The sequence below is a fragment of the Pseudomonas baltica genome, from assembly GCF_014235765.1.
Taxonomy (GTDB): Bacteria; Pseudomonadota; Gammaproteobacteria; order Pseudomonadales; family Pseudomonadaceae; genus Aquipseudomonas; species Aquipseudomonas baltica.
In genome coordinates this window covers 130,667-146,161 of the sequence record NZ_JACMYH010000004.1, presented here as the reverse complement: position 1 = coordinate 146,161, position 15,495 = coordinate 130,667, and the positions used below count along the sequence as shown (strand labels likewise).

Annotated in this window: 12 protein-coding genes, 2 tRNA genes and 1 pseudogene; 11 read left to right on the top strand and 4 right to left on the bottom strand. The window is 61.7% G+C overall.

What is annotated here, in order from left to right; translation table 11 throughout:
- Positions 1-94 precede the first annotated feature (94 nt).
- Positions 95-1,753, bottom strand: coding sequence for an OFA family MFS transporter (locus H7993_RS15095; protein ID WP_122480567.1), 1,659 nt, complete (start codon positions 1,751-1,753; stop codon positions 95-97).
- Positions 1,754-2,160: 407 nt separating this feature from the next.
- On the opposite strand from H7993_RS15095, the gene H7993_RS15090 reads away from it, so the two are divergent.
- From H7993_RS15090 to H7993_RS15070, 5 genes are all read left to right on the top strand, one after another.
- Positions 2,161-4,389 carry an AsmA family protein gene (locus H7993_RS15090; RefSeq protein ID WP_185794875.1) on the top strand — a complete coding sequence of 743 codons (2,229 nt, stop codon included), beginning with the start codon at positions 2,161-2,163 and terminating at the stop codon, positions 4,387-4,389.
- The gene (gene mutY, locus H7993_RS15085; RefSeq protein WP_185794874.1) at positions 4,386-5,450 is read left to right on the top strand and encodes an A/G-specific adenine glycosylase; all 1,065 of its coding nucleotides are present in this window, start codon (positions 4,386-4,388) and stop codon (positions 5,448-5,450) included. Before H7993_RS15090 ends, mutY begins: the two co-directional genes overlap by 4 nt.
- Positions 5,450-5,722, top strand: a complete 273-nt coding sequence (locus H7993_RS15080) for an oxidative damage protection protein (RefSeq protein ID WP_043191657.1) — start codon at positions 5,450-5,452, stop codon at positions 5,720-5,722. The genes mutY and H7993_RS15080 overlap by 1 nt, the downstream gene beginning before the upstream one ends.
- 92 nt (positions 5,723-5,814) lie before the next feature.
- A tRNA-Phe gene (locus H7993_RS15075) sits at positions 5,815-5,890 on the top strand.
- A gap of 243 nt (positions 5,891-6,133) precedes the next feature.
- Positions 6,134-6,355, top strand: a complete 222-nt coding sequence (locus H7993_RS15070) for a hypothetical protein (protein WP_185794873.1) — start codon at positions 6,134-6,136, stop codon at positions 6,353-6,355.
- A gap of 103 nt (positions 6,356-6,458) precedes the next feature.
- On the opposite strand, the gene gabP is transcribed toward H7993_RS15070, so the two are convergent.
- Entirely contained in the window at positions 6,459-7,847 is a 1,389-nt protein-coding gene (gene gabP, locus H7993_RS15065; protein ID WP_185794872.1) for a GABA permease, read from the bottom strand.
- Positions 7,848-8,437: 590 nt separating this feature from the next.
- On the opposite strand from gabP, the gene H7993_RS15060 reads away from it, so the two are divergent.
- From H7993_RS15060 to H7993_RS15035, 6 genes are all read left to right on the top strand, one after another.
- The gene (locus tag H7993_RS15060) at positions 8,438-9,211 is read left to right on the top strand and encodes an ABC transporter ATP-binding protein (protein ID WP_122714459.1); all 774 of its coding nucleotides are present in this window, start codon (positions 8,438-8,440) and stop codon (positions 9,209-9,211) included.
- A gap of 15 nt (positions 9,212-9,226) precedes the next feature.
- Positions 9,227-9,976, top strand: coding sequence for an ABC transporter substrate-binding protein (locus tag H7993_RS15055; RefSeq protein ID WP_185794871.1), 750 nt, complete (start codon positions 9,227-9,229; stop codon positions 9,974-9,976).
- A 56-nt stretch (positions 9,977-10,032) separates the two neighbouring features.
- Entirely contained in the window at positions 10,033-10,728 is a 696-nt protein-coding gene (locus H7993_RS15050) for an ABC transporter permease (protein ID WP_122714457.1), read from the top strand.
- On the top strand, positions 10,725-11,414 hold the full coding sequence (locus H7993_RS15045) for an ABC transporter permease (RefSeq protein ID WP_122480575.1): 690 nt from the start codon (positions 10,725-10,727) through the stop codon (positions 11,412-11,414). Before H7993_RS15050 ends, H7993_RS15045 begins: the two co-directional genes overlap by 4 nt.
- A complete protein-coding gene (locus H7993_RS15040; protein ID WP_342345048.1) occupies positions 11,399-12,601 on the top strand; it encodes a methyltransferase in 1,203 nt (400 codons plus the stop codon). Before H7993_RS15045 ends, H7993_RS15040 begins: the two co-directional genes overlap by 16 nt.
- 289 nt (positions 12,602-12,890) lie before the next feature.
- Positions 12,891-12,966 (top strand) — tRNA-Thr (locus H7993_RS15035).
- 321 nt (positions 12,967-13,287) lie between these two features.
- Here H7993_RS15035 and H7993_RS15030 read toward each other — a convergent pair.
- Both H7993_RS15030 and H7993_RS15025 read right to left on the bottom strand, forming a co-directional pair.
- A pseudogene (locus tag H7993_RS15030) lies at positions 13,288-14,450 on the bottom strand (IS3 family transposase).
- Positions 14,451-14,549: 99 nt separating this feature from the next.
- Entirely contained in the window at positions 14,550-15,464 is a 915-nt protein-coding gene (locus H7993_RS15025; protein WP_185794870.1) for an alpha/beta hydrolase, read from the bottom strand.
- Between the last annotated feature and the right edge of the window lie 31 nt (positions 15,465-15,495).

Genomic DNA, 15,495 nt, shown 5'->3' with positions numbered 1-15,495 from the left:
CGGTGGCCTTTTCGCGGCCGATGACCGCTCCTACGAGATGTCGTAGAAGCGGTCAGTGGCCGCGAACGGGCCACCGCCGATTCAAGCATCTACATCAATGAAACAGCACCGCCGTCTTCTGCAGGGTCACCCACACACCCCACGCCAACGGAATGCCCACGGCCAGCCAGGCAGCGATGGCCAGCGGCTTGGAAGCCGGATTGGCCTTCCACTCCAGCACGGTCGTGCCGTCTGCACCTTTGTCATGGCCCAGCGCCTGCTCGGCCTTGAGCTCGGCATCGGTCATGAAGTACTTGTCGGCCACCGGACGCACCAGCGCGTTGCAGATGAAACCCAGCACCAGCAAACCGGAGAGGATGTACAACGTGGTGTCGTACACGGCCGCGCGCGGAACGCCCTGCGCCAGTTGGTAGTCACGCAGGTTGGTCACCAGCACCGGACCCAGCACACCGGCCACGGCCCAGGCGGTCAACAGGCGACCGTGGATGGCGCCGACCATCTGCGTGCCGAACAGGTCGGCCAGGTAGGCCGGAACCGTGGCGAAGCCGCCGCCGTACATCGACAGCACGATGCAGAAGGCTGCCACGAACAGCGCGATGCTGCCCGAATGACCCAGGGTCGGTACCGAGGCGTACAGTGCCACGCCCAGGGCGAAGAACACGAAGTAGGTCACCTTGCGGCCGATGTAGTCGGAGAACGAAGCCCAGAAGAAGCGTCCACCGATGTTGAACAGGCTGAGCAAGCCGGTGAAGCCCGCCGCGATGGCGGCGATCTGCGCCAGTTGCGCCGAGTCCAGCTGGTTGAACGCCAGGTCCACGCCCAGCAGCTTGCCGCCGAACACTTCCTGCAGCAGCGGCGAAGCCATGCCGAGGATGCCGATACCTGCGGAAACGTTGAGGCACAGTACCAGCCACACCAGGGCGAACTGAGGCGTCTTCCAGGCCACGTTCACGTGCACGTGGCGGTTGGTGATCATGCCCTTGGCCTTCTTTGCCGGAGCGACATAGCCTTCAGGCTTCCAACCGGTAGGCGGTACGCGGTAGGACAATGCGCCGCCGATCATGAAGACGAAGTAGATCGCCGCCATCACCAGGAAGCTCTGCCACACGCCGACGCTGGTAGGCGAGGCGAAATGGCCCATCAGGACCGCTGCCAGCGGTGCGCCCACCATGGCGCCGCCACCGAAGCCCATGATCGCCATGCCGGTAGCCATGCCGCGCTTGTCCGGGAACCATTTGATCAGGGTCGATACCGGGGAAATGTAGCCCAGCCCCAGGCCGATACCACCGATCACGCCCGAGCCCAGCCACATCAGCCAGATCTGGTGGGTGTAGATACCCAACGCGGAAATGACCAGACCACCGCACCAGCACAGTGCCGAAACCACACCGGCCTTGCGCGGCCCGGCGTGTTCCAGCCAGCCACCCCAGATGGCTGCCGAGCAGCCCAGGAAGATGAAGAACAGTGTGTAGATCCAGCTCAGCATCGACACCGACCAATCACAGGACGATGAAAACACTTGGCTGAAGAAGCTCATGTCGGGCGCGCACGCCACTGGCGCGGTGATACCGATCGCCTTGGACAATGGCAGCCAGAACACCGAAAAACCGTACGCCATGCCGATGCACAAGTGAATGGCCAACGCAGCTGGTGGAACCAGCCAGCGGTTGAAGCCAGGCTTGGCGATGATCCGCTCCTTGGACAGGAATCCTGGCTGGGCACCCACGCCGCCGCCCGAAAGACTACTGCTCATTTTGTAACCCCCGTTGATTTTTGTAGTTCAGCTGTCTGCACACAAATGCGCCCACATTCTTCACGCGCGTTGGCGATCGATTGTTTTATCGGCAGCACTTGGCAAATCGCGACATAAAGTCGCAGCGGACAGTTGAAGGGGCGGAGATTACCACTAGATGTAACCAATGGAAGCAAACTGCTATCCCTTTATCGCGATGAACTGCCAGGTGGTTGGCAAAATCCCCCTGCATGGCTCGGCAGTCGCCCGATGGAGCGGTGAAAACCACGGCCCAAAGCGCTTGGGCGACCTTCACGAAGCGGCCATCGGCGCCCAGTGAAATGGCACCGACGGACCGCCCACATCGCCAGTCGCACAACGTTATACTCTCCCGCTAACTTCCAAAATTCGGACTAAAGGACTCGCCCATGAAAGCGTTCGGCAAAATCCTCGGCCTGTGCATTCTCGGTCTGTTGTTGATTCTGGTGGCCCTGGGCTTCGCCCTCACCCACCTGTTCGACCCCAACGACTACAAGGACGAGATTCGCCAACTGGCACGGGACAAGGCTCACGTCGAGCTGACCCTCAACGGGGATATCGGCTGGAGCCTGTTCCCATGGCTGGGCCTGGAACTGCACGACGCCAGCGTGGCCACCCTTGCCAACCCCAAGGCACCCTTCGCCGATCTGCAGATGCTCGGGCTGTCCGTGCGCGTGCTGCCGCTGCTGCGCAAGGAAGTGCAGATGAGCGACGTACGGGTCGAAGGCCTGAACCTGTCCCTGGAACGTGATGCCAACGGCCACGGCAACTGGGAAGACATCGGCAAGCCGCTGCCCGCCACAACGGCCGACGCCACCGACCCGAACGCACCGGCAGTCACCGAGCCGGGCAAACCGCAGGCGCCCTCGCGCCCGGTCAAGCTCGACATCGACAGCCTGACCGTGAACAACGCCCGCGTGCAGTACAACGACGTGCGCACAGGCCGCATGTACACCGCCGAAAGCATCCAGCTGAGCACCGGCGCCGTCCACGAAGGCGCGGACATTCCGCTGAAACTGACCGCTTTCCTGGGCACCAACCAGCCGGTCGTGCGGGCCCGCACCGAGCTTGCCGGCGAGCTTCGCTTCGACCGCGTGCTCAAGCGCTACCAGCTCGAAGACATGCGCCTGAGCGGTGAAGCCTCGGGCGACCCGCTGCAGGGCAAGACCGTGACCTTCAGCGCGCAGGGGCAGTTGCTGCTCGACCAGTCCGCCAACGTCGCCGAATGGACCGGCCTCAAGCTGGCCGCCAATCAGCTGCGCGCGCTGGGCGAACTGCGCGTGCGCAATCTGGACAGCGACCCTCAGCTCACCGGCGGCCTGTCGATTGCCGAGTTCGACCTGCGCGCCTTCTTCGACGGCATCGGCCAACCGTTGCCGGCGATGGCACCGGGCAGCCTCGGCAAGTTCGAGCTGGTCAGCCGCCTGCAGGGCACCCGCGACAGCCTTGGCCTGGAAGACCTGACGCTGAAACTGGACGACAGCACCTTCACCGGCCGCATCGCCGTGGACGATTTTGCCCGCCAGGCCCTGCGCCTGCAGCTCAAGGGCGACACCTTCAACGCCGATCGCTACCTGCCGGCCAAGACCGAAAAGGCCACCAATGCCAGCGCGGCGCGCCAGGCCGAAGTGCAGAACAGCGAAGCGGCCGCAGTCGCCTCGGGCGAATCACCGCTGCCGGAGCCCCCGACCCGCGGCGCCTGGAGCGATGACCGCCTGCTGCCCGTGGAGCGTCTGCGCGCCCTGGACGTGCAGGCCGACCTGACCATTGGCCAACTGACCCTGAAGGGCCTGCCTGTGCACAACGCCACCCTCAAGGCGCAGGGCCAGGGCGGCATGCTGACCCTGCAGACCCTGGCCGGCGGCCTCTACAACGGCAGCTTCAACACCCAGGGCACGCTCGACGTGCGCCCGGACATGCCGCTGCTGGCGTTGCAGACACGCATCGACAAGGTGCCGGTGGAAAACTTCATCAAGACGCAGAACGCCAACCCACCGCTGCGCGGCCTGCTGAACCTCAACAGCAACCTCAGCGGTTCAGGCAACAGCCAGAAGGCCCTGGTCGAATCGCTCAACGGTACCGCCAGCTTCGTCCTCAACGACGGCGTGCTGGTCAACGCCAACCTCGAGCAGCAGATCTGCCGCGGCATCTCGGTGCTCAATCGCAAAACGCTCAACGGCGAACCGCGTGGCAAGGACACGCCGTTCAAGGAGCTCAAGGGCAGCCTGGTGTTCCGTAACGGTGTGGCCAGCAACCAGGACCTGCTCGTACGCATCCCCGGCCTGACCGTGAAGGGCAACGGCGACGTCGATCTGCGCGTGCTGGGCATGGACTACCGCATTGGTGTGGTGGTCGACGGCGAACAAGGCACCAGCGCCGACCCGGCCTGCCAGGTGGGCGAGCGCTTCGTCGGCGTCGAGCTGCCGCTGCGCTGCCGCGGCCCGCTGGAGATGGGCGCCAAGGCCTGCCGCATCGACCGTGACGGCTTGGGCCAGGTCGCCGCCAAGCTGGCCGGCGACCGTATTCGCGACAAGATCGACGAGAAGCTCGAAGAAAAACTGGGCGACAAGGTCGATCCAAAACTCAAAGACGCATTGCGAGGTCTGTTCAACCGATGAGCCCCGAGCAGTTTTCCAGCGCCGTGCTGGAATGGTACGACCGCAATGGCCGGCATGATCTGCCCTGGCAGCAGGGCATCAACCCATACCGGGTATGGGTATCGGAAATCATGCTGCAGCAGACCCAGGTCAGCACAGTGCTGAACTACTTCGACCGCTTCATGGCCGCGCTGCCCACGGTGCAGGCGCTGGCCGAGGCGCCGGAAGACGAAGTGCTGCACCTGTGGACCGGACTGGGCTATTACACCCGCGCGCGCAACCTGCAGAAGACCGCGAAAATCGTGATGAGCGAGCACGGCGGCGAGTTTCCCCGCGACGTGGAGAAGCTGGTCGAGCTGCCCGGCATCGGCCTGTCCACGGCCGGGGCCATCGCCAGCATAAGCATGGGCCTGCGCGCGCCGATCCTCGACGGCAACGTCAAGCGCGTGCTCGCCCGCTACACCGCGCAGGAAGGCTACCCAGGCGAGCCCAAGGTGGCCAAGGCGCTGTGGGCCACCGCCGAGCGCCTGACCCCGCAGACCCGGGTGAACCACTACACCCAGGCAATGATGGACCTGGGCGCCACGCTGTGCACCCGCAGCAAGCCCAGCTGCCTGCTGTGCCCGCTGGAAAAGAGCTGTGAAGCGCACATGCTCGGCCTGGAAATCCGCTACCCGATACCCAAGCCGCGCAAGACCATCCCGCAACGCGCAACACTGATGCCCCTGCTCGCCAACCGCGACGGCGCCATCCTGCTCTACCGAAGGCCCTCGACAGGCCTGTGGGGCGGCCTGTGGAGCCTTCCGCAGCTCGACGACCTGAGCGATCTCGATCACCTTGCCGACCAGCACGCACTGCACATGCTCGCACGCCGTCAATTGCCAGCCCTGACCCACACTTTCAGCCACTTCCAGCTGGCCATCGACCCCTGGCTGGTGCAGGTCGAACAGACCGCCCACCACGTGGCCGAGGCCGACTGGCTCTGGTATAACCTCGCCACACCGCCGCGCCTGGGCCTCGCAGCCCCGGTGAAGAAGCTGCTGCAACACGCAGCCGACGCCTTGAACGCAGGAGATCTGTAATGACCCGCACCGTATTGTGCCGCAAGTACAAAGAAGAACTGCCTGGCCTGGAACGCCCTCCCTACCCCGGCGCCAAGGGCGAAGACATCTACAACCACGTCTCCCAGCAAGCCTGGGGCGACTGGCAGAAACACCAGACGCTGCTGATCAACGAGCGTCGCCTGAACATGATGAACGCCGAAGACCGCAAATTCCTCCAGGGCGAAATGGACAAGTACCTGTCCGGCGAGGAATACGCCAAGGCTGACGGCTACGTACCACCCGCCGAATAACCCAGCAAAATCGTAAGCGACGGTAATGATTAAAATTTTTTTCGACATCACGCTTGACGACCCGTCGAAAAACCAGTTTAATGCGCCCCGTTGCCCAGATAGCTCAGTCGGTAGAGCAGGGGATTGAAAATCCCCGTGTCGGCGGTTCGATTCCGTCTCTGGGCACCACTAATACCGAGAAACCTCTGAATTGAAAGATTCAGGGGTTTTTTATTGGGCGGGATTTGGGGGCTGGGTGGCTTCCTTGTGCCCCTGCCATGCTCACACATGCTGTTACCTCTCGAACCTATTCACGTCTGCCCCCCTACAGGCTCATCGGCTATCTTTCAGGCTTCGCGCTTATCTCTCGATAAACACCGGGAGCCACCCAACGATCAAAGGACGGATCAAGAGCAAGCACACGGAGTCAGCATGCATGCCGATCAAAAGTCCGAACACCTCTCGCCCGCCTTGCAGTCAATGGGCGAGCAGCCAGCCATGACCTCGAAGAGGCAGGCGTTTCTCAACCACCTTGCATTGTGCCGGCGGAAGGTCGAGCAGTGGCCGGAATGGAAGCAGGCGTTCCTCAAGCCACCTGCCAAGGCGCGGACAAGCGATTCCGAAGCGAAGGAACAGGATAACTTGAGCGGCTGATGCGCCGAGCCAGGCACGCTTGCACTGGCTTACAGGCCCGCAGAAACAACAAAGGCCGCTGTCGTCACCGACAGCGGCCTTTGCGTTCAAGCGGTCGAAGCGATCAGCGACCGAGCGCCACGCGTGAGTTACCCGCCTTGCGGCGGCTGGAGACGATCAGCCCGGCGACGACCACCGCGATGGCCAGGCCACCGGTGGCGAGGATTTCCACGCGGTGGTCTTCGCGTAGTGCCATGGTGGTCAGTACTGCAACGATGAACAGGATGACCAGGTAGGTGAGGCCGGGGAACAGCCACATCTTGAAGTCGATCTTCTCACCGGCCAACTCGCGCTTGCGGCGCATGCGCAGTTGCGACACGGCGATCACCAGGTACACCAGCAGCGCGATGGCGCCAGAGGTGGCAAGCAGGAAGTCGAACACCGCCGCTGGGGCGACGTAGTTGGCGATCACTGCCACGAACGCGGCCGCGGTGGACATCAGCACGGCCACCGACGGGGTACCCGACTTCGAGGTTTTCTGCGCGGCAGCAGGCGCGTCGCCGCGCTTGCTGAGGGAGAACAGCATGCGCGACGCGGTGTACAGCGCAGAGTTCAGGCAGCTGGTTACAGCGACCAATACCACGATGTCGACGATCAGCTTGGCGTTGGGGATGCCGATCAGCTCGAGCACGGTCTGGTAGGAGCCCAGCTCGGCCAGGCGCGGGTCGTTCCACGGCACCAGAGCCACCACCAGGAAGATCGAAACCAGATAGAACAGGAAGATCCGCCAGATCACCGAGTTGGTGGCCTTGGAGATCTGCTGACCTGGGTTCTTCGATTCGGCGGCAGCAATGGTGACGATCTCGGTACCCATGAACGAGAACATGGTGGTCAGCATGGCGGCGACGACGGCACCCAGCCCGTTGGGCATGAAGCCCATGGTGTCAGTGAGGTGGCTGACACCGCTGACCTGGCTGTTGGGCATGAAGCCGAACACGGCGCCCAGGCCAACGACGATGAAGGCAATGATTGCCAGCACCTTGATCAGCGCGAACCAGAATTCGAATTCACCGTAGTTCTTCACGCTGAACAGGTTGGTCACCGTTAGCACCAGGGTGATCAACAATGCGAACACCCAATGCGACACGCCAGGAATCCAGGCATGCAGGATCGAGGCGGCAGCGTTGGCTTCCAGCGGAATCACCAGCACCCAGAACCACCAGTACAACCAGCCGATGGAAAAACCGGCCCAGTGACCGATGGCACGGTCGGCGTAGGTGGAAAACGACCCAGTGTCCGGCGAGGCAACGGCCATTTCACCGAGCATGCGCATGACCAGCACCACCAGGCTGCCGGCAGCAGCATAGGCCAGCAGCACAGCAGGGCCGGCAGCGGCGATGGCGTGCCCGGAACCTACGAACAGGCCGGCACCAATGACACCGGCGATCGACAACATAGTTACATGACGCGGCTTGAGTCCCTGAGCGAGACCTGTGGAATTCTGCGTACTCATAAAACTACCTTTGCGAAGAATAGCGTTCTGTCCGGCGGTGATGGCGAGCCTTGTGCAAAGTCCGCTACACCCCGTTCCTTATCTTTTACGCAAAAATTGCGCCAAATTGTACCAAGGTATATCCTGCCGCCCTGAAACGGACCTCTCCGCCATTCGTGCCAACAGATTGAATCTGTTGAGATTTGCTTTGCGGGCCGAGACGGATTACCGAACTACTCAGCGTGGGGCGATATGCCGCACCAAAAAACGACGCCGGTAACACCTTCGCACAAAAACAGTGCAACCTAAAGGCGCAACTTTTGCATGGGCACTGCGTGGCTCAGGTGCAACTTCGTGCGACCTGCCTCTTATCGCGTTGCCACATTCAAGCCGCATTCGCGCTTTCCTCCACTGGGCAAAACTGGCAACATCGCGCCTTTTTTATCGCGCCCTGCCCGTCCGACGTTCCTGCTGCGGTGCCTTCGCACATCGCGCCAGGCAGATCGGACACAAGCTGCAAGTCCAGCCTCGCCATCCGCGCTATGCTAGCTTTGCGCTTGGCTGTTCACTTCGGTGACGGCAGGCCGCACCCGCCTATATGAGGACCGCACATGGCTCAGGCCACGCCCGCTCTGGAAATCCGTAACCTGCACAAGCGCTACGGTGCACTGGACGTGCTCAAGGGCATATCGCTGGCCGCCAACGACGGCGCGGTGATTTCCATCCTCGGTTCGTCCGGCTCCGGCAAGTCGACCCTGCTGCGCTGCATCAACCTGCTGGAAAACCCCCATCAGGGCGAGATCCTGGTGGCCGGTGAAGCGCTCAAGCTCAAGGCCGCCCGCAACGGCGAGCTGATCGCCGCCGACAGCCGCCAGATCAACCGGCTGCGCAGCCAGATCGGTTTCGTCTTCCAGAACTTCAACCTGTGGCCGCACATGAGCGTGCTCGACAACATCATCGAGGCACCGCGCCGCGTGCTGGGGCAAAGCCGCGCCGAAGCGATCGAAGTGGCCGAGGCGCTGCTGGCCAAGGTGGGTATCGCCGACAAGCGCCACGCCTATCCGAACGAGCTTTCCGGCGGCCAGCAACAACGTGCAGCGATTGCCCGCACCCTGGCCATGCAGCCCAAGGTTATTCTGTTCGACGAACCGACCTCGGCGCTGGATCCGGAAATGGTCCAGGAGGTACTCGCGGTTATTCGCAACCTGGCCGAAGAAGGCCGTACCATGCTGCTGGTGACACACGAGATGGGCTTTGCCCGGCAGGTCTCCAGCGAGGTGGTGTTTCTGCATCAAGGTCTGGTGGAAGAGCAGGGTACGCCCGAGCAAGTATTCGACAACCCCTTGTCGGCGCGCTGCAGGCAGTTCATGTCCAGCAACCGCTAACGGAGCAATAACAATATGAGCATGAAGAAAATCTTCCTGGCGGTTGCCGCCACACTGCTGGTCAACGGCGCGGCCATGGCTGCCGACAAACTGCGCATGGGCGTGGAAGCGGCCTACCCACCGTTCAACAACAAGGACACCAGCGGCCAGGTCGTGGGCTTCGACGTCGACATCGGCAAGGCCCTGTGCGCCAAGATGGAAGTGGAGTGCGAAATCGTCACCTCCGACTGGGACGGCATCATTCCCGCACTGCAGTCGCAGAAGTTCGACTTCCTCGTGTCGTCGATGTCGATCACCCCCGAGCGCTCGGAAGTGGTCGACTTCACCAACCCCTACTACAGCAACAAGCTGCAGTTCATTGCCAAGAAGGGCGATGACTTCAAGACCGACGGCGACAGCCTCAAGGGCAAAGTCATCGGCGCCCAGCGCGCGACCCTGTCCGGCACATGGCTGGAAGACAAGTACGGCATGGATGTCGACCTCAAGCTGTACGACACCTCTGAAAACGCCTTTCTCGACCTGAGCAGCGGCCGCCTCGACGCCATCCTGGCCGACAAGTACGCCAGCTACGATTGGCTCAAGAGCGACGCCGGCAAGAATTTCGAATTCAAGGGCGACGCGGTCGAGCAAAGCGACAAGATCGGCATCGCCGTGCGCAAGGGCGATGCCCTGCGCGACAAGCTGAATGCCGCGCTGCAGGAAATCATTGCCGACGGTACCTACAAGAAGATCAACGACAAGTACTTCCCTTTCAGCATCCTCTGACAGCCCGGCGGGCGTTGGCCTACACGGCCGATGCCCGCCCCTGAACAAGCCTGCCCATGAACATCGATCTCTATGGCTTCGGCCCTGCGCTTGCCGCAGGCGCGCTGATGACCGTCAAACTGGCCCTCAGCGCTCTGTGTCTGGGGCTGCTGCTGGGCCTCGCCGGTGCCTTGGCGAAAACCTCCGGCAACCGCCCCCTGCAATGGCTCGGCGGTTTCTACTCGACGCTGGTGCGCGGCATCCCTGAACTGCTGTGGGTGCTGCTGATCTACTTTGGCACCGTCAACGGCCTGCGCAGCATCGGCCTGGCGCTGGGTGTCGGCAGCCTGGAACTCAGCCCCTTCGCCGCCGGCGTCATCGCCTTGGGCCTGTGCTTCGGCGCCTACGCCACGGAGGTGTTCCGCGGCGCCATCCTGGCCATTCCCAAAGGCCACCGCGAAGCCGGCCTGGCCCTGGGCCTGAGCACCTCGCGCATCTTCATTCGCCTGGTGCTGCCGCAGATGTGGCGCATCGCCCTGCCGGGGCTGGGTAATCTGTTTCTGATTCTGATGAAGGACACCGCACTGGTATCCGTCATCAGCCTGGAAGAGATCATGCGCAACGCGCAGAACGCCGTCACCGTCAGCAAACAACCGTTCACCTTCTATATGGTTGCCGCCCTGATGTACCTGAGCCTCACCGTGGTCGCCATGGTTGCCCTGCACTTCATGGAGAAACGCGCCTCGCGCGGCTTCGCGAGGGCTTCGCAATGAACTGGGAAGTGATCATCAAGTGGCTGCCGCGCCTGATGCAAGGCGCCACCCTGACCCTTGAGCTGGTGGCCATCGCGGTACTCGCCGGGCTTATCCTGGCCATCCCGCTGGGCATCGCCCGCACCTCGAAGAAGTGGTACATCAGCGGCCTGCCGTACGCCTACATCTTCTTCTTTCGCGGCACCCCGCTGCTGGTGCAGCTGTTTCTGGTGTACTACGGGCTGGCGCAGTTCGACGCGGTGCGCGAGAGCAGCCTGTGGCCGTACCTGCGCAGCCCGTTCTGGTGCGCCGCCGGGACCATGACCCTGCACACCGCTGCCTATATCGCAGAAATCCTGCGCGGGGCGCTGCAAGCCATACCCAAGGGCGAAATCGAAGCCGCCCGCGCCCTCGGCATGTCCCGCAGCAAAGCCCTGCTGCACATCATGCTGCCGCGCGCCGCGCGCATCGGCCTGCCGGCCTACAGCAATGAAGTGATCCTGATGCTCAAGGCCAGCTCGCTGGCCAGCACCGTCACCCTGCTGGAACTCACCGGCATGGCCCGCACGATCATCGCCCGCACCTACCTGCCAGTGGAAATCTTCTTCGCCGCCGGCATGTTCTACCTGGCCATGTCGTTCGTGCTGGTGCAGGGCTTCAAACTGCTTGAACGCTGGCTGCGCGTGGACGCGTGCCAGGGCCGCTGACACTGCAAGGCGACCAGCTGCGTGAGCGCTTTCACGCACTGGACGCCTTTCTGGCTGCCCACGTCGACCTATGGCGGCCCAAGCCTTTCACCCGATTGACCTTACCCTGGGAAGCGAAACATCCCGAGCTCGCCACCTGGCTGCGCGCCCGCACCCTGGCCGAAGCCGAGGCTGTGCATAACTCGTTGTTGGACCTGGACGCTCCGGCGCCCTTTCCTGCCTTAGCCCAGCAGGCGCATGCGCTGGCAGCGGTAGGCCCGCTGCCGACCAGTTTTTTGCCCACTGCGCGCCATCGTTTCAACGTCGATGTACCCGGCCGCAAATGGCAACAGATCGAAGCCTTCGCTGCCGCCCTGCCGTTCGCAGCGTCCGCCAGCCACTGGCTGGACTGGTGCGCCGGCAAAGGCCACCTCGGCCGACGACTGCTGCGCGACGGCCAGCAACTCACCTGCCTGGAACACGACCCGGCACTGGTGACCTGCGGCGCCCAGCTCAGCACCCATCACGCCTTGCCCGCACAGCACCACCTGCAAGACGTCATGGCCGACGATCTGCGCCTGCCAGCCTCCAGCACACCCGTCGCCCTGCATGCCTGCGGCGACCTGCACGTCCAGCTCATGCACCGCGCCACCCAGGCAGGCTGCCAACACCTGGCCTTCGCACCCTGCTGCTACAACCGCACCCACGGCGCCTATCGCCAACTGTGCGCCGAACCCTCCGCCCTCTCCCTGACCCTCGAAGACCTCGGCCTGCCCCTCGAAGCCACCGTCACCGCCGGTGCCCGCGTGCGCCGACAGCGTGACCATTCCATGGCCCGCCGCCTGGCCTTCGACCTGCTGCAGCGCGAACAACGCGGCGTCGACCACTACCTGCCATGCCCCTCCCTGCCCGCCGCCTGGCTGGACAAACCCTTCGCCGATTACTGCCGCGACCTTGCAGCGCTGCAGAACGTACCTATCGGGCATGGCGTGGACTTCGTTGAGCTTGAAGCACGCGGCTGGCAACGACTTGCCCAAGTCCGCAACCTGGAACTGCTGCGCGGCCTGTTTCGCAAGCCCCTGGAACTGTGGCTGGTGCTCGACCGCGCCCTGTACCTGCAAGAGCGCCGGTACACAGCACAGGTCGGCACCTTCTGCCCGGAAACCCTGACCCCACGCAATCTGATGATCATCGCCAACCGCCTATAAAGCGTGCGCAACCTGTGGATAACTCTGTGGGTAGAAATGTTGCGCGTCGCATCGAGTCCGCGTTTGAACGCGAGACTGATGATCAGTCATTTTTTGTTCATGTCCGTTTCGCCAGCGAAAACAGTAGCTTGCGAACGATGTCATCAAACCGACCCAAACGGCGAGTGGTGCATGGGGTTGGCACGCTGAATGTGCATAAGCGCTGACGGGTTAAGAGCTAAAGGCGAAGAAATTATGCCGCAGGGGGTTTACTCGGCCGATCGAATAGCTATAATCAGCGCCCTCACTTGCCGGTATAGCTCAGATGGTAGAGCAACTGACTTGTAATCAGTAGGTCCCGGGTTCGATTCCTGGTGCCGGCACCATATAAAACAAGGGCTTGCAGCGATGCAGGCCTTTTGTTTTTGTCCAGCACGTAACAATGCACGTAACAAGCATGCGGCGAAGCATAGTCAGACGCCCAGGCATTGCCGTCCTCCGGGCAAGCGTGCAGCCATCTATGAGCCCCTCCCAGCGTGGCTGATCCTGGTTTCATGGTGACCCATGGGAAACAGGTAACCGAGGTAATTTTTCGTTCTACTCCTCGGAAAGCCTTGCCACACAAGCGTTCTACCCCAGTTATGAAAGTAATTTTCAAGTAATTTGAAGTAATGGTCTTACCTTTCAACAGGGTGAGAGTGAAGTGGTCAACTGATCCGGGACACTGCGTTAAGTTTTTCCTCGGCGACCGCAGGAGCTAACCCTTCATTGAACTGATGCGGTCGCCGCCAGTTGTACTGCTGCATCAGATACCGACAGATATCCTGGTTCGCCAGCGCAGCGCTCATGTAGCGCACCGGCGGTATCCATCCAGTCTTTAGGCTGCGAAATAGCCGTTCCATCAGCGCATTGTCATGGCAGTTACCGCACCGACTCATGCTCCGTGTAACGCGGTATCGACATAGTCTTTGGCAGAAACTTCGGCTGCCATATTGGCTGCCCTAGTCGCTGTGAAACAATGTGCTTTGCGGCCTGCCACGCTGCTCGTAAGCCATGTCCAGTGCCTTGATTAGCAACTCGGCGTCGGGCTTGGGTGAGAACGCCCAACCCACGACACGGCGGGCGCAAAGGTCGAACACAGCCGCCAGATAGTGCCATCGGCCTCCAGACCAGACGTACGTAATGTCGCTGCACCAGACCTTGTTTGGGGATGTGACGGTGAATTCTCGATCAAGCACGTTAGGAATATCAGATCGCTCCACGGTCGCCTTTTTATAGACATGCTAACCGGGCTATTTGCTGATCAGGTTCACCTCGCGCATCAACTAGCGTACCCTGAAACGCTCCATCTGCATGCCGTCGTCTTTCATCATCAACATGATGCTCCAGTAGCCCGCGGCGCTTCGGCTTTGCGTAAACAGCTCGTTCACGCGGCTGCGCCAAACTACCCGCTGGGCATTCGGATACCGACGTTTCCTGCAGTACGCGTAGTAGCATGGTCGCCTTACTTACAATACCAAGCACAACATATGAATTGGCTCTTGAGCTCGCATTTGATCAATTAACGCGAACGCTTGTGTTCCTCGGCCATCAAGGGCACGGTGGCCTTTTTTAAAATCGATTTATCTCGTTCCAAGCGGTTGATTCGGGCTTCCAGCTCTTGGATTTTATGCTGCTCGGGTGTCAGTGCTTTGCTGGTCGGCGTGGCACCGTCTCGTTCCTGCTGGAGCTAGTTGACCCACCGGCGCAAGGTCGACTCTACCAATCCAAGCGACTGGGCTGCATCAGCGTGGCTGTAGCCCTGGTCGAGCACCGAGCTGGCAGCTTCGCGCTTGAATTCGGGGGTGACGGTACGTCGTTGTCTGCTCATCGAAAACCTCTGTGTGGCGATCTTTTTCGCCTAAAAAAGTGTCCGGGGTTAGTAGACCACTACAAAGCGTAGTTACAGCCACATCCTGATCACTGTAGGTCACCCCACCCCCAACCTCCCCAACCACGCCTCATACCTCCCCGGCCACTCCCCACTCGCCGTCCCCCTCCTCCCCAACCCAAACCCATGCCCACCTGTCGCATACCGATGCATCTCCACAGCCACCCCACGCTGTTCACAGGCCGCAGCCATGATCAGCGTATTGTGCGGATCAACCACCGAGTCATCTTCCGCCTGCACCAAGAACTCAGGGGGTGTGCTGCCAGTCACGCGGTTCTGCACAGACCACTTAGCCTCTTCTGCCGCAGAAGCATCTGGCCCCACCAATACCTTGTGAGTCGAGGTATATGTATAAGGCCGCTCCAACGTAATGGGTGGATAGATCAACGCCGCCCCCTCAGCGACGGCGGGTATCGAATCGATGCTGTCCTGCGCGGCATACGTCTGAGAATCACCCAGCGTTGCGGTCATGCCCATCAGATGCCCACCCGCTGAGAAACCCAGCAGGGTCACATGCTTTTCCCGGCTGCGAACGATGCGCAGCGCGCGTTGTGCATCTTGCAGTGCGACGATGTTGCCGGCGTTCCAGCCTTCGCTCGGCAAGCGGTAGGCCAGCACATAGGCGGTATAACCGCGCTCGGTCAGCCACTGCGCCAAGGGCCATCCCTCGATGCCCAGTTCGATTCGTTTATAGCCCCCGCCAGCAGCGACGATCACGGCTTTTCCATTGGGTGTGGCGGGTTTGAAGATCTGCAGGTATGGGCGGGTGACGTTGCTCAGAGAGCCATGGGATGTGAGCGAGTTGTCTCCCGACGGTCCGCCTCCGCCTGGCGGTACGCCGCTCCACAGCTCGACGGTTTCGCTGTTGGCCGGTGGATCATTGGCCTGAGCGGCGGCCAGTTTCAACATCAGCATGGCAGAGCTGGCGCCCAGGATGAAATTGCGGCGATTCATGAAAGCTCACTCAGTCGGTGGACGAGAATTT